Annotated in this window: 18 protein-coding genes and 1 pseudogene; 4 read left to right on the top strand and 15 right to left on the bottom strand. The window is 58.5% G+C overall.

The window, feature by feature from the left end; translation table 11 throughout:
* Window positions 1-57 precede the first annotated feature (57 nt).
* Both M7Q83_RS11175 and M7Q83_RS11170 read left to right on the top strand, forming a co-directional pair.
* On the top strand, window positions 58-729 hold the full coding sequence (locus tag M7Q83_RS11175) for a response regulator transcription factor (protein WP_298338641.1): 672 nt from the start codon (window positions 58-60) through the stop codon (window positions 727-729).
* The gene (locus M7Q83_RS11170; RefSeq protein WP_298338637.1) at window positions 680-2,182 is read left to right on the top strand and encodes a HAMP domain-containing sensor histidine kinase; all 1,503 of its coding nucleotides are present in this window, start codon (window positions 680-682) and stop codon (window positions 2,180-2,182) included. Before M7Q83_RS11175 ends, M7Q83_RS11170 begins: the two co-directional genes overlap by 50 nt.
* Here the strand turns inward: M7Q83_RS11170 and M7Q83_RS11165 are convergent.
* Both M7Q83_RS11165 and M7Q83_RS11160 read right to left on the bottom strand, forming a co-directional pair.
* Window positions 2,110-6,450, bottom strand: coding sequence for an EAL domain-containing protein (locus M7Q83_RS11165; protein WP_298338634.1), 4,341 nt, complete (start codon window positions 6,448-6,450; stop codon window positions 2,110-2,112). The two genes, M7Q83_RS11170 and M7Q83_RS11165, sit on opposite strands and share 73 nt — an antisense overlap.
* Window positions 6,429-6,593 carry a hypothetical protein gene (locus tag M7Q83_RS11160; protein ID WP_298338631.1) on the bottom strand — a complete coding sequence of 55 codons (165 nt, stop codon included), beginning with the start codon at window positions 6,591-6,593 and terminating at the stop codon, window positions 6,429-6,431. Before M7Q83_RS11160 ends, M7Q83_RS11165 begins: the two co-directional genes overlap by 22 nt.
* 47 nt (window positions 6,594-6,640) lie before the next feature.
* Here M7Q83_RS11160 and M7Q83_RS11155 point away from each other — a divergent pair, with 47 nt between their 5' ends.
* Window positions 6,641-7,525, top strand: a complete 885-nt coding sequence (locus M7Q83_RS11155; RefSeq protein ID WP_298338627.1) for a hypothetical protein — start codon at window positions 6,641-6,643, stop codon at window positions 7,523-7,525.
* Here M7Q83_RS11155 and M7Q83_RS11150 read toward each other — a convergent pair.
* From M7Q83_RS11150 to M7Q83_RS11095, 12 genes and pseudogenes are all read right to left on the bottom strand, one after another.
* Window positions 7,515-9,032, bottom strand: a complete 1,518-nt coding sequence (locus M7Q83_RS11150) for a chorismate-binding protein (RefSeq protein WP_298338624.1) — start codon at window positions 9,030-9,032, stop codon at window positions 7,515-7,517. The two genes, M7Q83_RS11155 and M7Q83_RS11150, sit on opposite strands and share 11 nt — an antisense overlap.
* 20 nt (window positions 9,033-9,052) lie before the next feature.
* Window positions 9,053-9,397 (bottom strand): annotated as a pseudogene (gene hisI, locus M7Q83_RS11145) (phosphoribosyl-AMP cyclohydrolase); the annotation flags it as partial.
* A gap of 163 nt (window positions 9,398-9,560) precedes the next feature.
* On the bottom strand, window positions 9,561-9,890 hold the full coding sequence (locus M7Q83_RS11140; RefSeq protein WP_298338618.1) for a co-chaperone GroES: 330 nt from the start codon (window positions 9,888-9,890) through the stop codon (window positions 9,561-9,563).
* A complete protein-coding gene (gene hisF, locus M7Q83_RS11135) occupies window positions 9,887-10,660 on the bottom strand; it encodes an imidazole glycerol phosphate synthase subunit HisF (protein WP_298338615.1) in 774 nt (257 codons plus the stop codon). Before hisF ends, M7Q83_RS11140 begins: the two co-directional genes overlap by 4 nt.
* Entirely contained in the window at window positions 10,648-11,400 is a 753-nt protein-coding gene (locus tag M7Q83_RS11130) for a 1-(5-phosphoribosyl)-5-[(5-phosphoribosylamino)methylideneamino] imidazole-4-carboxamide isomerase (RefSeq protein ID WP_298338612.1), read from the bottom strand. The genes hisF and M7Q83_RS11130 overlap by 13 nt, the downstream gene beginning before the upstream one ends.
* The gene (gene hisH, locus M7Q83_RS11125; protein ID WP_298338610.1) at window positions 11,397-12,068 is read right to left on the bottom strand and encodes an imidazole glycerol phosphate synthase subunit HisH; all 672 of its coding nucleotides are present in this window, start codon (window positions 12,066-12,068) and stop codon (window positions 11,397-11,399) included. The genes M7Q83_RS11130 and hisH overlap by 4 nt, the downstream gene beginning before the upstream one ends.
* A 27-nt stretch (window positions 12,069-12,095) precedes the next feature.
* Window positions 12,096-12,686 carry an imidazoleglycerol-phosphate dehydratase gene (locus M7Q83_RS11120; RefSeq protein WP_298338607.1) on the bottom strand — a complete coding sequence of 197 codons (591 nt, stop codon included), beginning with the start codon at window positions 12,684-12,686 and terminating at the stop codon, window positions 12,096-12,098.
* Window positions 12,683-13,717: an aminotransferase class I/II-fold pyridoxal phosphate-dependent enzyme gene (locus tag M7Q83_RS11115; protein WP_298338605.1), complete on the bottom strand. Its 1,035-nt coding sequence runs from the start codon at window positions 13,715-13,717 to the stop codon at window positions 12,683-12,685. The genes M7Q83_RS11120 and M7Q83_RS11115 overlap by 4 nt, the downstream gene beginning before the upstream one ends.
* Window positions 13,717-15,018: a histidinol dehydrogenase gene (gene hisD / locus M7Q83_RS11110; protein WP_298338602.1), complete on the bottom strand. Its 1,302-nt coding sequence runs from the start codon at window positions 15,016-15,018 to the stop codon at window positions 13,717-13,719. Before hisD ends, M7Q83_RS11115 begins: the two co-directional genes overlap by 1 nt.
* Window positions 15,019-15,215: 197 nt before the next feature.
* The gene (locus M7Q83_RS11105) at window positions 15,216-15,875 is read right to left on the bottom strand and encodes a pyridoxamine 5'-phosphate oxidase family protein (RefSeq protein WP_298338600.1); all 660 of its coding nucleotides are present in this window, start codon (window positions 15,873-15,875) and stop codon (window positions 15,216-15,218) included.
* Window positions 15,876-15,909: 34 nt separating this feature from the next.
* Window positions 15,910-17,496 carry a hypothetical protein gene (locus M7Q83_RS11100; protein WP_298338598.1) on the bottom strand — a complete coding sequence of 529 codons (1,587 nt, stop codon included), beginning with the start codon at window positions 17,494-17,496 and terminating at the stop codon, window positions 15,910-15,912.
* 298 nt (window positions 17,497-17,794) lie between these two features.
* Window positions 17,795-18,787: a phosphotransferase gene (locus M7Q83_RS11095; RefSeq protein ID WP_298338596.1), complete on the bottom strand. Its 993-nt coding sequence runs from the start codon at window positions 18,785-18,787 to the stop codon at window positions 17,795-17,797.
* A 390-nt stretch (window positions 18,788-19,177) separates the two neighbouring features.
* On the opposite strand from M7Q83_RS11095, the gene M7Q83_RS11090 reads away from it, so the two are divergent.
* Complete coding sequence (locus M7Q83_RS11090; protein ID WP_298338594.1) at window positions 19,178-20,449, top strand: MFS transporter; 1,272 nt, start codon at window positions 19,178-19,180, stop codon at window positions 20,447-20,449.
* Here M7Q83_RS11090 and M7Q83_RS11085 read toward each other — a convergent pair.
* Complete coding sequence (locus M7Q83_RS11085; RefSeq protein WP_298338591.1) at window positions 20,436-21,644, bottom strand: alpha-hydroxy acid oxidase; 1,209 nt, start codon at window positions 21,642-21,644, stop codon at window positions 20,436-20,438. The two genes, M7Q83_RS11090 and M7Q83_RS11085, sit on opposite strands and share 14 nt — an antisense overlap.
* Window positions 21,645-21,651: the final 7 nt, after the last annotated feature.

Here is a 21,651-nt window from a genome sequence, read left to right as displayed (position 1 = left end):
ACCAGGGGCTGGCCATTGACGCGCCTCCGTGCTCCCAAGGTCACTAGGCTCACTACCGTGCAACCGGCCGTTCTCATCGTTGAGGATGATCCCTCTATAGCAGAGCTTCTGCGGGCCTATCTCGAGCGTGCCCACTTTGTTCCAGTGATCGCCATCACCGGGGAGTCGGCCCTCACTCTTTTTGATACAGAGGCTCCCACCGCCGTCATTCTCGACCTTAACCTACCTGGTGCCCTCGACGGGCTCGACGTCTGTCGCACCCTACGCAAACATTCAACCGTTCCGATCGTCATGCTTTCGGCCAGGGATCAGGAACTTGATCGGATCTTTGGACTCGAGATCGGCGCAGATGATTACGTCACAAAGCCCTTCTCTCCCCGGGAACTCATCGCCAGACTGAATGCAATCTTGCGACGCACCCAAGCGACGCCACCCGCTGGGGCCGTCATCGAAATCCTTGGCCCGATCACCTGGGACCAAAAGCGCCGCGCGACAACGTTAGCGGGAACACCAATTCCCTTAACCAATAGAGAGTTCGATCTCTTAGGTTTTCTCATCACCCATCGAGGAGTCGCACTCTCAAGACGCCAGCTCCTCGACGGCGTATGGGGACCCGAGTGGTACGGAGACGACCGTACCGTTGACGTCCATATTCGTCAGTTACGTCGCAAATTTGGCGATGCACTACCCATCACCACCGTCTGGGGGGTCGGTTATCGCCTGGCCTAAGTCTTCCAACAGCATCCGTGCGACCGTTCGCTTTGGCCTACTTGTGACCGCTGTCGTCACGGTGCTGATCGGTGGCCTGGGGACCTTGGCCATCAGTCGCGAGGTCTCGGTTCACCAAACACAGGCATTTCTGCTGCGTACAGCGAGCGCACTTGCGATTTTATTCGAACGCGCGAACCATCGATTCGTCCACCCGTTTCTTGCCACAGCTGGTGTCGGTCGACTACACCTTGTCCCGTTGAGTCGCTCCAATCAGCCGCTCGTGGCACTGCCACACCCAATCACGCCATCGACGATTAACTTTGCATCGCTCGTGTCCGGTCATTACCAGTCAGGCGTCATCGGCAACGAGGTCTTTCTCGCCTACCCAGTCACCACTCCGTTCTCGTTTCGCAGCCACCCCTTGACCATCACTTCGCACTCGTTTGCTCTCATCTTGACGCACCCTCTACCCTCCATCGAGGGCCCGGTCATCTTTGTTGTGGGCGCAGTTCTCATCACCGCAATCGTCGCCGTCTCGATCTCTGATCACTACACGGCGCACATCTCGCGAACCCTCGATCTTCTCGTGACACGCTCGCGGCGAATCGCCTCCGGTCATCTCGATGACGAGGCACCCATCGAGAAACCACGCGAATCCGAACTGGCCAACCTCGACGACGCCATCTCTTCCATGATCACCTCCTTGAAGGCCGCTAATGAGGTCGAGTCAACCTACATCCTCGCCATCTCTCACGACTTGCGTACACCCTTGACCTCGATCAGAGGCTTCGCTGAGGCGATCATCGACGAAGCGGTTGCCTCTCCAGCGGAGGCAGCACGGACCATCGAGCGCGAAGCCCAGCGAATCGAACGACTCATCAACGACCTGATCGCCCTTGCACGCCTGCGCGCGAGCGACTACACCCTCGAACCACAACAGATTGACCTTACTGCCCTATTGGAACACCTCGTGGAGGCGGTGAGCCCTCGCGCACAACGCAATGCCGTCTCTCTTACTATGCAACCTATGTCACCGCCCGCAATCGTTCAGGTGGACCCAGAGCGCCTGCTCCAACTGTTAGGAAATCTTCTCGATAACGCGCTCAAGTACGCCGTTCATGAGGTTGAGATTCGGCTGGCGCCAACCCCGAATGCGATCAACGTGACGATCACCGACGATGGAGGCGGACTGCCATCGGATCTACGTGACAAGCTTTTTTACCATCAACTGAACCCAACGCCAGGCAGAGATGGTACCGTCGGCAGCGGTCTCGGACTTCTCATCGTCGGCCGCTTGGCGGGCCACATGGGGCTCGAGGTGCAAGTCGATTCACCCGTTCACCTCGACAGAGGGACGCGCTTCGTGATCACCATTCCTCGTGTCGCAACGACCACCTCTCAGCCAACCGATACTCCGTCAGGTGCCATTCGCTCACTCCCTGTGTCTTCACCAGAGAGCAACGCTCGTTGACGGCGATCCAGCTCTCCCAGGAGATCCTGATAGGTCGAGGAGGCGACCAGTCCCTCTGTGTGCAGTCGACGATGCAACACAACGACGGGTGACTTCACACCATAGGTCCCCCGCAGATAGGCCTCGACAGGGCAATCTCCCCATGCTTGTGCGACGTGATCACCATGGCGATGCACCTCGCGCCAGATATAGGCGATAGCGCCGAGAATGGAGTTCACCTGTACCCCGAACGTCGAGCTACTGTCCGAACGGCTCTGACGATCGATGGGTTGTTGTAGCCATGGCTCGAACTCCACCGCGGGCATCGGTCGAGCGATCGCGAATCCTTGGGCATAATCTGCCCCCAAGATCGCCGCGACCTCTAAAAGCTCACGTCGTTCGATCCCTTCGAGCACGACTGTGCGTCGAGCTTCATGTCCTGCCTGGATCACACTATCGACGATGGCAAGTGTCGAGAGAGGGCGACTCCAGAGTCGCTGCACGATCGATCGATCGAGTTTGATCTGCGAAAAAGGGAGATCCACGAGTCTACTGAGGTTTGAGTACCCTGTCCCCAGATCATCGATAGCAAAGCTGATACCCTCCGCAGCGAGTGTTTTGACCACCTCCGATACCTCCTCAGTGAGATGATCACTCTCGAGGAGCTCGAGCATCAGCCAAGAGAGATCCCCATTACAACTCATGCGAGCAGCCGCGAGCTCCTCCCGCAGACGTGCATCACCAAGAACATCGGCGGGGACATTGATGGAAACCCCCATGGTCAATCCGCTCGCAACCCAGCGTTGATGCCATTCGATGGTGCGCCTGAGTGAATCCACAAAGAGTCGAGAGAGCTCCGCTGGTCCAAAGGCTGGCAAAAACTCGCCTGGCAGAGCCAAACCTTCAGCTCCGACCTTCAGACGGGCTAGGACCTCAGCGCGCGTCACCGTCGCAGTGGTGAGATCGAGGAGAGGTTGCAGATGCTCCCGGAGTCCTCCCTGGCTGAGCGCCTTACGATAGCGCTGAACCTTCTCTCCAGTCAAGGTCACATTGTGACCATGCAGGCGTATCCAACCCGTCTCCAAGGTGTGTTGGAGTCCCACCAGGAACTCATCAGGCGTTCTGCCCTCAAATTGGTTGGTATAACTGCCAAAAATCGTACAGAGCCCGACCGCCTCGACTCCCGCCATGATCGGCACGATGGCCAAGGAACGGAACCCAAATCGTGAGACGAGCGGCCGCCATGGTCGATACTGCTCCGCCACCAGCGCATCACGAACCCGAACGATGGTGTTGGTCTCCCATGCATGGACACCATCACCAGGTCCCTGCCGTTGCGAAAGGTCAAAGATAGCTGACGCCTCACGGTTCTCGCTGAACCACGCCCTGAGCTGGGAAGCGAGATCGCCTCCGAGATACCGCAAACCGTCCACCACATGGGAAGGAGAAAGACTAAAAACCGCTCCTCGCACGCCAGGCAGTCCGACCACTCCATCCAACGTCGCGTCAAGAAACGCATCCCAGCTCGCATGTTCGTGCAGCGGCGCCCCCATGGCCCCCACCAAGTAGGTCCCACGTACCTGGGCCATCGCTACGCGCTCATATTCGACAACCCAATCAAAACGACGTCGGATGAGCTCCACCACGAGGCGACGTTCCCGAGCTGCGATCATTGGCCCCACGCGGTCGTCCAGGATTGCCGATGTGACAATCGAACTGCTCAAGGAGAGTAGCTCTCGATCGGCATTTGCTATCTCAAGCTCCGCACCCGCAGCCTCCACGGCGACCTGCAACAAAGCTGGCACGGCAGTGGGGTCAAGAGCACTCGTTAGCAGGCGGCAGTGCAGTCGGACCCAGTCATTGTTCGCAGCATCGAGGGGTAGTGCTTGGCTCGGGTCGAGGCGCTCGCGCAGCCGTATCTCAATCACCTCCATCAACGTCGCAAAGATTCCCGAGCAGCGATCCAGCGCTTGGGCACTTGCAACCGACCAAGGATCGTATTCGGTAGACTCTGAAACCTCAAGTTCGGATCGTGACAGCCACCACCGGTTCTCTTTCTCATCCGAGGTCTTCTCGTCAGAGGTCTTCTCGTCAGAGGTCTTCTCGTCAGAGGTCTTCTCGTCAGAGGTCTTCAGATGATTCTTCACATGATAGAGCGCTCGATCAGCCTCCCGCAAGAGTTGATCGAGGACTACCGCGTCCGTCGGGTACTGAGCGATACCCATGCTCGCGCGTACGAAGATCGAAAGATCATCATCGATAGCAAAGGGGGTATCCAACGCTTGCCTGACTGCTTCGACGCACTGTGCCAAGCTGGCACTACTCAGACAGAAGATCAGTACAAACTCATCGCCACCGAAGCGGCCGACACTATGGGCTTGCCCAAGGTTCTCCTGCAATCGATGCCCGATGCCAACCAGGAGTTCATCACCAAAGGCATGACCCCAGGTGTCATTGACGAGCTTAAAGTTATCGACGTCAAGGATCGCAAGAGCAAAGCCAGCGTTCGAATCCGGGTCACCAGCAATAATCGCCGCTGCCTTGGCCTCGATCGCAGACCGCGACAGCGTACCCGTCAAGGAATCGTGCTCGAGCTGAAACTGCAACGACTCCGATGACTCATGAGCTTCAGTGGCATCACGCAACAGCACGACCGCGCTACGAGTAAGTGAGCCATCTACCCGATCTGCGACGATGGCAACGGTCAACGAAGCCCAAAAAGTGGATTGATCGGATAACCGACGCAATGGCACCTCACGCTGGAGCTTTTGGCCCGGATTCGTCGCTACTTGTGCCAGCAACGCAGCGACCTCTTGGCCCACCTCTCCAGCGACCAATGCGGGTAAACGTATGGGGATCGCATACTCTGGCCCGACTCCCAACAACGAATACCAACAACGGTTCGCCCACCGCAACAGACCATCACTTCCAAAGATGGCCACACCGACATCGATAGTCTTCACAGCAGCAGCCATGTCATCGCGTTGCGCCATCGCATTTGCTCGCTCAATAGCAACGTCGAGGATATCGAGATTGATACTTTGGATCTGATCCTCACTTGCGCGGCTCGGACTCATGACCAAAAGGTCACCAATCGTCGACGATCCACCACCAATGCCCCAACGATAGTAACGCTGGTGTGTCGGGCTGCTACCTCCAATCCACACGCGGCCGTCACTCGGCGCGGAGGGCTTCACTGTCGAACGCAACCAGGATGGGGCCGTGCTTGTGTTGACCGCACCGAGGCCCCATAATGCGGCGTGCTCCGGAGTCACGTCAATGGTCACCAACTTCGCATCCGTGAACTCCTGCAGAACAGTGCAAACGTCTCGGAACAACGGCCCGAGCTCCTTATGGGCCAATACCAGTTCCGAGAGTCGACGGTGCAACTCGGCCAACCTCATATTCTCTCTGCTCGTCACCTGACTTGCTTTGGCAGCGTAGATCAACTCCACAGCGACGAACCCGAGACCCACCAATGCAAACCACGCCAACGCAATCACGACCAGTGGTCCCGTCGTCGCCCGACGAGTCTCCTCACTGAGAGCCTGCGAGGAGATGCCTGCCACGAGTTTGACCTCGGGTAGTGCCGATTGGAGCGACGGGAAAACGACATAGGTCGATGGCACCGCCTCCACGTGTACGCCGTTGTCGGTGATCACCAATGTCGGCGACCCACGCTGTAGCAGATAGATACGTTGCGCATCCGCTTTTGCGAGTGGACTCACCAACGCTAGCTCGCCAACGACCGATCCTCTCGCGTGAGCGTTCCCTTCGCCAATCTGTAGGTCGATGAGCAGATGAAGGCGACCCCTCACAGCCGTGAGGCGCCCTGCCGCCAGCCCGGGATCGCTAGCCACTCTCTCGGTCAGTGGCCCCAACCTTTGGTGTTCCAGCACGCCATAGGACCAGAGGACACGGTGATCGTCACTGATCAACGCTAATCCAGCCAGCTCCTTCGACGACCGAGCAAACCGAGTAAAGATCATGCTCAGCTCGACAGGAGTTACTGCATTTGCCGGGGAACGAAAGGCAACAAGGCCAACGAACTGCATCTGGGCCACCAGGGCATCAACCTCACGTGTGAGGTGAGCAGAGGCGTCATCGAGGGCTCCTACGCCCGCCGCCCTGCTTCTTTCGGTCACCGTCTGACGAGCAGTTGAGTAGGACCACGAAGCAGCGACGATTGCACCGGTCGACACCAGAATAAGCACCATGGCGTAAGCCCAACGACGCCAGTGACGCAGTACGACGGTCGACAACGTTCTCACCAGTTGGCCAACGCCCAACAACCCTCGTCCGCACCGTAGTTCGCCATGTTGTGACGAACGATTTCATCGGTCACCCACAATGCGGCCATCGGTGGTCTTGCATACACCGTCTCGCTCAAAGGATCAGCCACCTCGCAGCTATCGGCATGGGGGGCGGACATCTTGACCTCCAATCCCTTCAACGCAACGGTGTAGACTCATTCCCAGGATGACTACCCCTTCACTTCGGCACCGGCTGACCCCCACAACACCTGACACGGACCAAACCATCGCCGTACCCCTGGCATCACTCCAGGTAGCCGGACCGGATGCCCATCGCTTCTTGCAGGGTCAACTCACCAACGATCTTGCACATCTCGACACGGCTACGCACTTCCTTGCCGCCGTCTGTGCGCCAGACGGAAAACTTGTCACCATCGTGAGTTTACAGGAGATGCATGCGGATGCCGTGCGCCTCATTACCTATCGAGAACACCTCAGCCAGCTCCGCGTTCGCCTCACCCAGTTTCGTATACGTATCAAGGCAGACATCGTCGAGGAAGATCTGGCCTGGGCGACCACTCCGAGCTCCGATGCGACTCCCCTCTGGCCGCTTAACGCCACGCTGACCGCTCTCGCACCCACTGGAGACACCGGCGCGCTGGAGCACTTCTCAGACCTGCGGCTCTCTCGACTCGCGATCCATCTGCCCACCGACGCCCCCGGGGAGCTGCTTGTGGCGAGCGTGCCCGGGCTCGTCGCCTCGGCGGTAAGTTTCACCAAGGGCTGCTACGTAGGACAGGAACTCGTCGCTCGTACGGACTCACGAGGTGCAAAACCTCCGATCTCATTATTCGTACAGCGCTTCGTGCCCACCTCCCTGGAGACGATCGCCGCACTGCCGGCACCGCCGTTGCCCCTCGTTGACGCATCGGGTGACCACGCCGGCGAGATCCGTGCCCTCCTGCTCGAAGATACTACCGTCGTCATCAGCGGTTGGGTCAAACGAAAGTTCAGCCAGCAGAGCGGGCTGATGATCGACGCAAGACCCGCGACGGCGATCCCGACCGCTCTGATCACCGAAACGATCACAAAGGAGACACCTACTCTTTAGTGGCCCCGCTCCTGGTCTCAGGTACCCGCAATTCGCGGGCGAGGAGAACCGCTCTCGCGACAGCAGCGGCCTTGGCCACCGTCTCAGCTGCCTCGTTGGGAGCCACCGAATCAGCGACGATACCGGCACCTGCCTGTAGGTGGCACATCCCCGACGGGTCGACTACCGCTGTCCGAATAGCAATCGCAAAATCAAGGTTGCCGTGGGCGCTGAAGTACCCCACCACTCCCCCGTAGACGCCACGCCGTGTCCTCTCAAGTTCATCGATAATCTGCATGGCGCGTACCTTGGGAGCCCCGCTCAACGTTCCCGCCGGAAGTGTCGCCTTCAGGAGGTCAACGTGGCTGACGCCCGGCCGCAACCTCCCGACAACTTCGCTGGTGAGATGGATCACCCTCGCGAACAACTCTGGCATCATCAGGTTGACAACCTGGACTGAACCGAACTCGGCGACCTTACCAACATCATTCCTCGCTAGGTCCACCAACATGATATGTTCGGCTCGTTCCTTTGGGTCGGCCTGGAGTTCAGCGATCAACCGCCCGTCATCTTCCTCGCTCGCTCCTCTTGGCCGGGTGCCTGCGATCGGTCGGACCATGACTGATCCGTTTCGATCCGCCGTAACCAGTGCCTCTGGCGAGGAACCTACGACAGTGATCTCACTGGACTGCAGCAGATACATATACGGGCTTGGATTCGTCACGCGAAGGGCCCGATAGAGCGAGATTGCGTCGGTCTGTAACGGAAAGTCAAATCGTCGCGAGAGCACCACCTGGAAGATATCGCCAGCGAGAATGTACTCCTTGGCGCGCTCGACCATCGCTTCGTAGGCCTCGGTCGAGTGGTCGTTGAGAAGATCGCCTTCGGCACCCTTGCCGACTTCCACACGGCCTGGCGTCAGGCGAGAGCGAATCTGACAGAACTCAGTGACGAGTCGTGAGAGATCGGCGCAGGCCGATCGATACTGCTCATCGTCGTCGCCACCGGGTTCGATCAAGACATTCACCACTACCGTCACCGTCTGTGCCCAGTGATCAAAGACCACCAGCTCGCCGATGAGCGAGAGCAGTACATCAGGCAGACCGAGATCATCCTCGACCGTCTCAGTAATCGTGGGCTCAATCTCGCGAACGACATCGTAACCAAGGTAACCCAGGAGCCCCCCAGCAAAAGGGATCGGATCCATCGGCTGCATCACCAGCATGCTGGTAAGCCGGTTCAGATAGTCAAAAATACCTTCATCCGCCAGCGGGGAGATGGGTAACCGCCCGTCGATTTCGATCGCACCCCTTCGAACCAGGATGCGACCAATCGGCGCGCGTCCCACGAAGGAAAAGCGGGACCAGCGACCGACTTGGTCGACGGACTCGAAGATCACCCCGTCCCCGTCGGGCCCCACCAACGCATCGAAGGCAGCTACGGGGGTGATGGTATCCACCATCAGCGTCTCTGTCAGTGCCACCAAAGGGTACTGCCTCGCAGCCTCCTGGAATTCTTCGAAGGTCATGCCTGACCAACCCGGTGTGCCAGTGAGCGGGAAAAGCAACTATAGGTACCGGTGTGACAGGCTCCTTGGCCATGTTGGTGAACCTGGATCAGCAAGGTATCGGCATCGCAGTCAACGCTGATGGAGAGTACCTCCTGGATGTTGCCAGAGGTGGCACCCTTGTGCCAATACTCCTGGCGCGAACGTGAATAGAACCAGGTCTCGCCATCACGCAACATACGACGAAGCGCCTCCTGGTCAACCCAGGCAAGCATCAACACCTGCCCCTCTTTGTCGACGACAATAGCTGGCATCAGACCCCGGCTATCGAAGATCAGCTCGGGTATGAGTTTCTCGTCTCCCTCAATACTCACATCGCTCACCATTCTCTCCATCTCTCATCAGGTGGCTACAGCACCCACTGTGACCACTTCAACTTCTCCTCAGGCAGGTGCACGCCAGCGCTAAGGAGACCTACGGTTACCTGCCATTCGGCGACCAAACGACTCCGTCCATTCGGGTCAAACAGCCATCACCACAACATCATCGCTAAAGATAGAGGCCAGTGCCCGAATCGATCCGGTCGGAGGCAACGGCATGAATATCGCGTTCACGCAGGATCAGATAGGTCTCTGCCTGGATCTCGACCTCAAACCGATCCTCAGGTGAGAAGAGAACGAGATCACCCTGTTTGATGGTCCGCACTGCTGGCCCGATGGCAACCACCTCTGTCCAGGTCAAGCGTTTTGCCACCTGGGCCGTCGCCGGAATAAGGATTCCGGAACGTGCCGTGCGTTCGCCTTCGGTGGTGGGAACTTGCACGAGCAGTCGATCGGCAAGCATCGTGATCGCCTGCTTCTTTGGCCCCAGTTCACTCATCGTCGTCTCTCCTCATCCTCTCTCCGAACGACCACTCCCGCGCTCGCAAGATACTCCTTGACCTGACCTATGGTAAACGTACCAAAGTGAAAGACACTAGCGGCTAACAACCCTTGGACGCCAAGTTCGGCTCCTACCAAGAAGTCGTCGAGGCTTCCCACACCGCCGGAGGCGATAACCGGCACATCGGTCTCCGCTAGTACCTTGCTATAGAGCACCTGATCGTAGCCCGCCATCTGGCCATCTTGATCCATCGAGGTTACCAGCAGTTCGCCAGCCCCCTCTCGTTGCACCCGTTCAAGCCAGGCTGAAAGTTCAAGACCGGTTGGACGGGTGCCACCATGGGTTACCACCTCGTAGCCGTGCTCACTACGGCGTACATCGATGGCAACCACGACACATTGGTCTCCATAGACATCGGCAATCTCACGTATGAGGTGTGGCTCGCGGACTGCCGCCGAGTTGACCGACACCTTATCAGCACCAACCCTCAAGAGGCTGCTGGCGACGCCGAGCGAGTCAACTCCCCCGCCAACGGTAAAGGGAATCAGCGTCTGCTCGGCCACCCGTGCTGCGAGTTCGACCATCGTTGTACGCGCAGAAGTCGTCGCGGAAATGTCAAGAAATACCAGCTCATCAGCGCCTTCTTTGCTGTAGTGCTCGCCCATCGCTACCGGATCACCGGCGTCACGCAAGTCGAGAAATGAGACGCCTTTGACCACCCTACCGCGGGCGACGTCCAAGCAAGGAATAATTCTCACCTGCTGCATGCGATCAGCCCTTCCGGGACCGACAGGGCTCCACGATAGAGCGCGGTGCCCACGACTGCTCCTTCGATCCGCCCCCTAGCTGGTGCGATAGACGCCAGAGCCTCAAGATCGTGGGCATCACGAATACCACCAGAGGCGATCAGGTCGATCGGATACTCGGCGACGAGCCGACGATAACGGTCCAGGTCTGGCCCGCTCGCCATCCCATCTCTCGACACTGGAGTAATCAGCTGCGTGATAAAACCCTGTTGTGAGAAGTCATGAACGGCCTCCTCAAGGCGGAAGGCACTCGTGCGTCGCCACGCATCCATGACCACAAATGCCTCGCCATCGTGCATACGAAAGTCGAGCGAGAGCACCAGTTTGGGACGCCACTCCTCCTCTAGATCAAGCACCCAACCCTTCGTCTCAAGGGCTGAGGTCCCGATGATCACACGATCGACTCCTAGTGCGAAAAACTCACTAACTGCTCGCTTATCGCGCACACCACCACCCAGTTCCACCATGACCTTATAGTCTCGTGCCTGCGATAGGCATCCTTCGAGGACCTGATGGTTACTTCGGTCATTGGGGTCTCTCGCAGCATTGAGGTCGACAAGATGGAGTGCCTCGGCACCTTGGGCCAACAATCGGCCAACCACCGCTTCGGCGTCACCAAAGACGGTCACCGCAGCGTAATCGCCCTGTATCAGGCGCACCGCCTGTCCGTCAAGAATATCGACAGCGGGCAAAAATCTCATCGTTGCTCAACCTCCAGACCGAGTGCAGCACCTAAAATACGGAGCCCGACACGGCTTGACTTCTCTGGATGGAACTGGAGACCAAGCAATGAACCCCTGGCAACACCAGCCACATAGCGCTCGCCATACTCTTCCCAAGCAATCGCGTGCGCACTCTCTCTGACGGCATACGAATGCACAAAGTACGTCCAGACCTCGCTCGTGAAGGAGGTAAACAGCGGATGGACAGGCAGTTCGAAGCGAAGCCGATTCCACTGCATCTCCGGAAGCCGTAGCCCTGGCTGCATGCGCTCGACACGCCCCGGGAGGATGCCGAGGCCAGGCTCCCCAGACTCATCGGAGCCATCAAAGAGTAGTTGCATTCCCACGCAGATACCGAGCAACCATCGACCCTCGTCAACCCGATCCAGGATGGCCTGCTCAAAACCGGCCCCACGAAGTCGAAGAGCACATGCACCAAAGTGTCCAACACCCGGCAGGATGGCATGATCGTAGTCCTTGAGCCTCCTCGGATCATCGACAAGGATGGGTTGGTGCCCGAGCTGGCGCAACGCATTGGAGAGGGATCCAAGATTCCCAATACCGTAATCGATGATGGCGATCTTCATGGATATTTCATCGGTGTCTCGCTCCAGCACGGCCCTCGTGACAAGGGGGGCCTGCGCCATCAGCGAGCACCGACCAAGCGCTGGCGCTCACCCATCGAGGAGGCCCTTGGAACTGGCCACCGCTGTGGAGGTTACCCGCACCGCATCGCGCACGGCCCTGGCAAACCCCTTAAACGCAGCCTCAAGTTGATGGTGAGTATTCCCATCACGGACCGAGTGTACGTGCAACGTAGCCCCTCCATGTCGGGCAAACGCCGCGAAGAACTCCTCGGCATGTTCCACATAAAAGGCCGGGGTGCCCAGGGCCAACGAGCGGTTTCCACCCAGTTCAACCACGGCCTTGCCTCGACCTGAGAGGTCAATCGCAACCTGGACGAGCGATTCATCCAGGGGGATGAGACGGTCCGCAAAGCGTTCGATGCCAATACGATCGCCGAGTGCCTCCCGAAAGGCGCTACCCAGCGCGATGCCAGTGTCTTCGACCAGGTGATGGGCATCGACCATCCAATCCCCTGTGGCCTCAACGGAGAGGCCGAGAGAACCGTGAACGCCAAGCTGACTCAACATATGCGAGAAGAAGGGGACCGGTGTCGAGATCGACACGGAGCCACCATCGAGATCGAGCGCAACCGCGATCTGCGTCTCCTGTGAGCTACGCTCAAAAGTTGCTGTTCTCATCGGAGCACCTCCTCAAGTGTTGAGAGAAACCGTGCGTTCTCCTCGGGGGTACCTATGGTGATACGCAAGGCGTTCCCTACCCCAGGCCACTGACTTGCATCGCGCACCAGGATGGAACGCGCAAGCAAGCGGTTCCATATCTCATGCGCATCATGGATTCCCATGTCCACGAGTACAAAATTGGTGGCCGACGGGTAGGGAGCCAGCCCGAATGCTGCGAGTCGGCTCACCATCGCGTCGCGTTCGGTAATGACAAGACTCACCATAGCCTGGAGTTCGCGCCGCCAATCAAGGGCACTGAGGGCGACGAGTTGGGACAGAGATGACAAGTGGTAGGGCAAGACAATCCCATATAGCGCAGCAATGACCGTTGGATCAGCGACGACATATCCTAGCCGCAGGCCCGCCAGGGAGAGAGCCTTCGAGAAGGTACGTACCACTGCGACGTTCTCGCCCTGCCACTCAGGAATCTGACGTTGATCAAAGTCATGGTAGGCACGATCCACGATGAAGAGCTGGTGCGCACGCAACCGAGGGAGGGAGCGAAGCTCGGCGGGTTCGACCATCCCGGTGGGGTTGTTTGGGTCACAGATCACCACGAGAGAGGCGTCAGAGGCGATCAAATCTGTCGTCAACTGACCAGAACGACTTCGTTGCCCAGGGATCAGCTCTGTTCGGGTCGCACCGGCGATCTGTGCGTACATTCCATAGGTCGGCTGGGCCACCCAGGCGGTACGCCCCGGACCACCATAGGCCAGAAAGATCGTCTGTAGCACTTCGTTGGATCCATTCCCCACGAAGATAGCCTCCGGATTGACCCCATGTAACTCGCCTAGGCGCTGCCGGAGTTCTACTGCCTGCCGGTCGGGGTAGCGATGAAGAGATGATCGGCGAATCCGAGCCCCAACGTCTAGAAGAAATTCCTCGGGAGGGGCAAGTGGGGACTCATTCGTATTGAGTTTGACCTCTACTTCAAGCTGTGGCGAATGATAGCTGGTGGCCAGAACCTGAGGCTGGGATGGTGATAACATCATGCCCTCCGTCGGATCGAGATGGATTCAGCGTGAGCAGTGAGCCCCTCGACCCTTGCGATCTCCTCGACGGCCCAACCCAGCTCCTCCACTGCACTGGGGCCGATGACCACCGTATGCTGTCGCCGATAGAAGTCCTCTAATCCGAGCCCGCTGGCAAAACGTGCGGTCCCATAGGTTGGCAACACATGTGACGGTCCAGCGACGTAATCCCCAAGAGCAGCAGTCGCATCCACGCCGACAAAGATAACCCCCGCATTCTTGACGAGCCCCGTGTCACTCTCCCCGTCTTGATAGAGCAATTCAAGATGTTCGGGGGCGATCAAGTTTGCGAGCTCGATCGCCTGCTCGCGATCACGGACGAGCGCACCATAGCCATGGGTCGCCAGCGTCGATCGTATCGCATCCAAACGGGACGCCGATCTCACATAGTTCGCCAATGCCGCATCAACGGCATGGAGGTACTGTTCATCCCAGGTCACCAGCCAGGCAAGTCCATGGGGACCATGTTCCGCCTGCACCGCCAAGTCGATCGCTGCATAGCGTGGATCGACCGAGGAGTCAGCGATAACGAGCACCTCAGACGGTCCTGCAAAGGAAGAGCCGACACCCACATCGAGGGCAACCTGGGATTTTGCAAGCGCCACGTAGAGATTTCCAGGACCAACGATGGTGTCAACCCGACCGACACTCTCCGTCCCGTAGGCGAGGGCGGCAATAGCCTGAGCGCCTCCGATTGGATAGACTGTCTCGACCCCAGCCACAAAGCAAGCAGCGAGCGTCGGCTCATCAACGCCGCCTCCAGGCAACGGTGGTGTGGCGACCACCACACGCTCGACGCCGGCGACACTGGCTACCGTGGCGGTGTGCAAGACCGTTGAAGGATAACGGGCGGCACCTCCAGGCACATAGCAACCTGCAGACAGCACCGGAACATTGCGTCGAATCACGGTAATACCATCAGAGGTGACCCGTGACGAAGTCGGCACCTCTGCCTCGTACACCTGTTGAATACGTCGGTGCGCTACGGTCAACGCACGACTCAGTTCAGGCGCAATCGAATGATACGCCGCCTCCATCTCCTCGCGATGGAGGGCGAGGGATCCGAGAGCAACCCCATCGAGTTCCTTAGTAAAGAGCCGAAGGGCCTCATCACCATGCGATCGAACCTCATCAATGATTTCACGTACCCGCCCCACCATCTCTGCGTCGGGCGCTGCGGGTCGAGGGATATCGGTGGTCTGTAATGCCCCTTGAATCGAGCGTAGATCTACGACTTTCAGTGCGTCCTCGAAACCCATCGCTACATTCCTTTCCACGTCTTGCTCTTCCTCATCATCGACGAGAGGAGAGGTTGACCTTTTCTCCCCATCATGTTTCGCCACCTAGGTACCGTTGGCTTGGACCAACCGATACGCTCGATGAGTACGGAGCCCCAACCATCACCCAGACACCCTACCCAGCCAACCGCTTCCTTGGCCAACCCTACGAAGAACCGTTACGATCTGGTGTGATCGGTGCGCAGACCGTGCTGGGCGAGTCTGCGCACCGAGGCCGGAACCTCGACTCCGACAGCCAGGTCTGGTGCCCCTTGAATGTGTCCAAGGCCCGGCTGGGTTAACACGACTCCCGCCCACGTGGGGGTAGCGATGTCCTCTGGGGCATCGTCTGGCCAACCATCAGAGATCTTCAATGACCACTCGTGAATCGGCATCGAGAGGATCATCGTCTGTGCAATCTCTCGCGCAGTAGGTGGCCGCACCTCGGCACTTCTGCCCGGCAGCAACTTCTCCGTCACCACCTCCAACGCCCACGCCTTGTGCTCATCGTCCACAAGCTCGGGTCTTCCAAAGATCACTGCCGATTGATAGCGAATACTCGATTCGAAACTACAGCGTGCCACGATCATCCCATCGACCTGCGTGACCGCCACCGAGACCTCTTCGCCCTGTTTGGCCCGACGCATCCATCCGGAGGCGACCGATCCGTGCATGAGCAGCCGATCATCGGCTCGAGCGATAGCCGTCGGCACTACGAGCGGCCCACGTTCCGTCTGAAGCGCAACGTGGGCAATGATTTGTGCGTCGAGCAACCGGTAGAGAGCAGCGCGGTCCTTTGAAGCCCGATGCCGTTCTCTGGTAAGCTCCGTCCGTTCCATTGGGTAAGCTTAGCAGCGCGAACCGTCGTCGTCTTCAGTGCCCTTGAACTGCTCGAAGTTCCTTCTCTCGCATGCGGCACTCACCACCTGACGTGCGAGAGAGACGATCACGCAGTCGCTCCCAAGCAGCCATCGATGTCGCCGAGGCACCTCCTACCACAAAGTTCATCCCCTTCGGTGCGAGGCCAGCGAACTGGTTATTGGCCATACTCAGAGAACGGCCGTCATCACCTCGCAAATCGACCTGAAGGAGGCTGGTCGCTGCTCGACCGCTGCCGACAATCTCGTTACCACAGATTGTGACATCCCGAAACGTACCACCCACGGCGATGACCGTCGCCTGCGCGCGGCTACCAGCATCGAAATGGAGCGACTGATTCACGAATTGATTGTTGGCAACAAAAACTCCGTGAATTATCGACTGACGACCAAAGGCATCCACATAGAGCGCATCAAAGGCATGTCCTGCATCCACAGGGGAACCCATGGCCGATCCAAGCCAAGGGCCATAACTTGGAACAGCGTTACTCGTTCCAGTCGTATCGATCACCGTATTGCCCGTTACCCAGAGCTGCGACGTTGACCGATAGGCATTTTCGGTGTCGAGACTGATCCCCTGGTTGGTATCGATAACGCGATTGTCTCGCAACCAAAGCTCACGAGCGCCATCATCATAGATTCCTGCCGCATTCGCAGTACCGATACAGCGACCATCCTGCCAGGTACCCGCGGCAGCATTGGTGGTGGTATCGATATCTGCAATCTGGTTACCCTGAACGAGACCGAGCATCGGTTGCGAGGTATGGCTGTACCAACCTTCGATGTCGATGCCAATATTGTCCCCGTTCGTCACCCGATTGCCCGCAAGCACAAAACGGTGCACATCTCCGTTGATGACGAGATTCTCGCTATCGCCTGTTCGCGTATCGCTGATGCGGTTCGCGGCAACCACTACTTGCGAAAGCGCCTCACCCCGCCCGGTCCCGTAATCCTCCACCACGATTCCTAACGCATTGACCGCGGGGTTTGCACAATCGCGTCGGTCCCGCATCGACCGATCAGCTCGATTCACCACAGCGGAGACTGCATCATCGACGATCATGATGTCGTGACATCCCACGCGAATGCATGGCGATGGTGGTGAACCATATCCCCGGGCGGCTACCTCAACGTCGATACCCACTGGCGTGACGACAGAGGAGTCAGCGCTAGCATCGCGAATGTCAAGTCCCATCACCCGTACCCCGCTCGACCCGAGGACCGCGATCGCCGGATTGAGAGCATCAAAGCCGACCGCTGGTGCAACGCTTGGCGTCACCTTTCCAAGTATCACTTCGGCACGTTGTCCCGGGGCCGACTCGATCGTGAGCAGCGCTGGGTCGACCTTGTTGAAGATACGGATCTGGCGTCGGAAGATTCCCTCCAGGCAGATGGTGGTTGCCCGGTGAATAGTGTTGGCAAGGCGAGCGATCAGCGCGTTGAGTTCTACGCTCGAACCCGTGATCTCATAGTCACAAGCAGAAGGTGTCCTAGCAGCGATGAGCCAGTCGCTCTGCTGGTTCACCTCACTCACCCAGCGATCGGGGCTCTTGGGACGGAGTAGGGCCGATGACGTGGCCATGATTGGCGCGCCACTCGGGTCATGGATCCACGAGCTAGGTCCGCAACCAAGGAAGAGAACTCCAGCAGCAACGACCACAACCGCAACGCGCCAAGGTCTCATCGTTGGTCTTGCATCCAATCGCGTCATCTCAGCATGGCTCATTCTCACTCCAGCGGAGGGACCCGTGGACACGATCGCGGTATTCCTGCCGCTGAGGGCAAGACAGACACGCGCCAGGCCCCCTGATCTGATCCCCATCGAACGTCACCACGACACTCCTTTGCAACAGCGATGGTCTATTAACGGCACGCGTCGATCACGTCGCCAAGAGGCGTTCAATGTCGTAGGGGTCTCGGAGGTACCGATCAGCCAGATCAGCAGTATCGATTCCGAATCGGTATCGATCGACCCCCGGAACCGCGACATGTGGATGCCCCAGGAGCCATGCGGTCAACAGTAATCGTCGGTAGATCACCAACGTCGGGAGTAGCGCAAGCGACTCCTCACTCAGAACACGAACCTGAGCGTAGCCAGCCAACCAACCGCGCAAAAACCGTGACGCATCTGGTGAGGTTTCATAGAAGGAGAGACTTGCCACCGCCTCATAGACGTACCATCCAAACCCGCAGTCATCAAAGTCGATGATGCCCGTCAGTGCACCCTCATGGACGAGTAGATTCGCAGCGCGAAGATCGGCATGGAGCAGGCCATATGCCGATTCCCCGCGACTGGCAACACCCATTTGGGCCTCTACTTCACCCTGGGCAGCAGCGACGATCTCATAACTACGCGGCTCGTGAGCGAATGCCGGCTGCCATGACCCCCACCGCGGCGCCTCTCCGGTGAGTGCAGCGGCGTCCCAGCTCCACCGCGTCTGTTGTGTCCGGTCCAGGTCCTCCCCAGAACGATGCAGCAAGGCGGCCATCTCACCAATACGAGACGCCTCGGCAACGATATCACTCTGGGTTGCCATCTCACCAGGAAGCAAGGTAAAGACCACATAGAGACCATCAAAGCAATGCAGCACCTCTTCGCCACGACGGGTGGGCACAACTCCTGGTATCTCGATCGGCAAGGCATCCTTCGCCAGCTGCATCAACCTGAGCTCAGACCGAATGCTCCCCATATCCACGTACCCGTCGCGATACCGGCGTACGGCAAACATTCCTCCTGGACCACCCACCAACCACGTGGTGTTCTCCGATCGCTCCACGCGCACGACATCCGCGCCCACCAGGCACGGCCAGGCGAGTGTCAGCTCATCGAAGGGCAACACCACCTCGACGCCTGACACCTTGTCTACGATCATGCTCCTCACCTTATCCAGATCCCTCTTGCCCTCGCGAACAACGCGCATGAGTCAACGTTGAGTCGCATCCATGGAAACAGCCACGATCCTCAGGGAAATCACGCCACCAACTGCGCTCGAGGGGGTATGCGCTGCGCTAGTATCAATACTATGGTTCTCTAACTGTAACGCTGCTATCTCCTCCAGTTCGATCTCCCGAGGCAAGGACACCATCCGCAGCCCGGTACGTGCGATCGCGAGTCCGGCAGTTTGACCCGATGCCATCTGCGCACAGATACGGAGCGCATGATCGCAGTCGGTCCCATCCCGATCCCTCTACTACTACAAGCTCCTTCCACCACCACGAAGACCAGAATCGGTCGCTGACACCAAGGCTGACAAAGGAAAACAATGCATTCACGTAGATCAATGATCGCTCGGGTCTCTGCGGTCGTCGTTACCTCGGGCCTGTTGTCCGCAGCGGGCGGTGCGGTCTGGCCTTACCTCATCCTCTATCTCCACTTCTCGCGCCACCTTTCCACCCCGCTCGCGGGTACCATCGTAGCCACAGAGGGTATTGCTACCCTGGCCGGGGCGCTCGTCGGTGGGATCCTTGTCGACCGTTTTGGTGCACGCAACACAGCAGCTCTCGGGACCGCCGTGGAGATTCTTGGCTATTTCCTGGTCTTTGTCGCTCGCACCCCCCCACTGTTTTTTGTCGCCTCACTGGTCTTTGGGTTCTCCAATGTCCGCTACTCCGCACGCAATGTAGCGACCTCAAACGCACTTCCCACCGACCTGCCGGCCGCAAAGTTCTTCTCCTATGACTTCATGGCGTCCAATGCTGGCTTTGCGATTGGGACTCTGAGCGGCGGTCTTCTCATCGATCTCCACCGACCATCGACCTTCCTCGACCTCCTCGTCGTTGGCATGGCCTGCGGTGCTCTTGCAGGCGCGGCCTTTCTGTTACTACCTAATGATCGACATGTGAGTGAACATCCGGTGGAACCCAGCTACCGAGAGGCGCTCACCGACCCACGGTTACGTCTCTTCCTCGTCTTCGCAATCTTCCTCTCCTTCACCAGCTATGCCTCCTTCGATACCGGCATCCCTGCACTGATCGGCATCGCGCTACACAAATCACCACAGGTCATCGCCATTGGCTTTGTCATCAACCCGATCCTCATCGTTTTGCTCCAACGACCCGTCTATTCCTTGGTAAGCAGAATGGGGTTTCGTCGAACCCTTCGACTCACGGCGCTCGTCTTTGGGGTCGCCTGGTTGGTCCCGCTCGCCACCGCATACCGACACACAACGACCTTCGTGCTCATCGACCTGGCAATCTTTGCCGCCATCTTCGGTTTTGGCGAGATGTGCTATTCGCCGATTCGAACCCCGGTCCTCCTTGCACTCGCGCCCAAACGCCTCCGTGGGCGCTATTTCGGGTTGAGTCAGTTTTCTCGAGCGCTCGCCAACGTCATCGGCCCAGTGACCGCCACCGAAGCGGTCGGCCATGGCTTGGCCTATCTCTGGCTCGGCGGTCTCTTTGCCATCGGGTCACTCAACGCATCGATTGGCAACCGACTTGGGCGTCAAGTGGAACACCAGGTGGCCCCGACCCCCGACACAACTACTTCCCACAAGGATGACCAGATAACCGGGGATGGTCCTACGGCAGAGTAACAAAACTAGGGTCGAGTTCGTTCATAGATCGCACCCCCAGCAGCTGCATCGTGCGTTGTACCTCACTAGCGAGGATCTCAATGGCACGATCCACCCCAGGCTCACCGCCGGCCATGAGACCATAGAGGTACGCGCGACCGACAAGTACGGCCTTGGCTCCGAGAGCGAGGGCGGCCACGATATCAGCCCCACTCATCACGCCTCCGTCGATCAAAATCTCCGTGTCAGGTCCGACCGCCTCGACGACCGATCTGAGCAACCGCAGAGGAACCGTCGCGCGATCGAGCTGTCTACCACCGTGATTTGAGAGCACGATCGCATCGACCCCGATACCCACGAGACTCTGTGCATCCTCAAGTCGTTGTACACCCTTAACGATCAACTTGCCACGCCAATGGTCTCGAAGGAAGGAGAGATCCTCAATGGTCGCCGAAGGATCAAACATCTTGTTAATCAATGACCCAACCGTTCCTCCATATGCGTGCATGCTAGCGAACTCTAACGGAGGCGTCGTGATGAGATCAAACCACCAAGCTGGGTGCAACGCACCATCGAGAAAAGTCTTTGCGCTAATCTGTGGTGGGATCGTCAGCCCGTTGTAGGCATCACGCAGCCGATTGCCAGCTACCGGAACGTCGACCGTGAGTACGAGCGCCTCATAACCGTGGGCCTCGGCACGGCGTAAAAAATCGAGACCCGCATCTCGATCGCGCCAAAGATAGAGCTGGAACCACCTGCGCACACTTGGTGCGGCGTGCGCAACATCCTCGATGGATGTGGTGCCCATCGTTGAGAGGGCATAGGCGATACCCGCCCGCTCCGCTGCACGGGCGACCGCTGGTTCCCCCTCTGCCCGCATCATTCGGGTAAAACCGGTGGGTGCCAGCGCGAAGGGTAGCGCACTCGTACGACCAAGGAGGTCGATCGTGGTATCGACCTCACCCACATCACGCAAGATCCGCGGATGGAACGTAAGCGCTCGGAACAGCTCCCGAGAGCGAGCCAGCGTCACCTCACCGTCGGCAGCACCGTCGGTATAGTCAAAGACAGCTCTCGGTGTGCGCAACCGTGCTAACGTGCGAAGATCACCAATGGTCTGGGCACGCTCCACCCTCGCACGCCAAAAGTCGAGCCGAGGCGCCCGTGGTACCAACAGTGCTTTGAGTGCCACCACATCAGGTCTTTGACGCTTCATTCTCTCT

Source organism: Ferrimicrobium sp. (assembly GCF_027364955.1).
In the GTDB taxonomy this organism is placed as follows: Bacteria; Actinomycetota; Acidimicrobiia; order Acidimicrobiales; family Acidimicrobiaceae; genus Ferrimicrobium.
The sequence above is the reverse complement of the archived record's forward strand: the minus strand, read 5'-3'. Positions and strand labels throughout refer to the sequence as shown.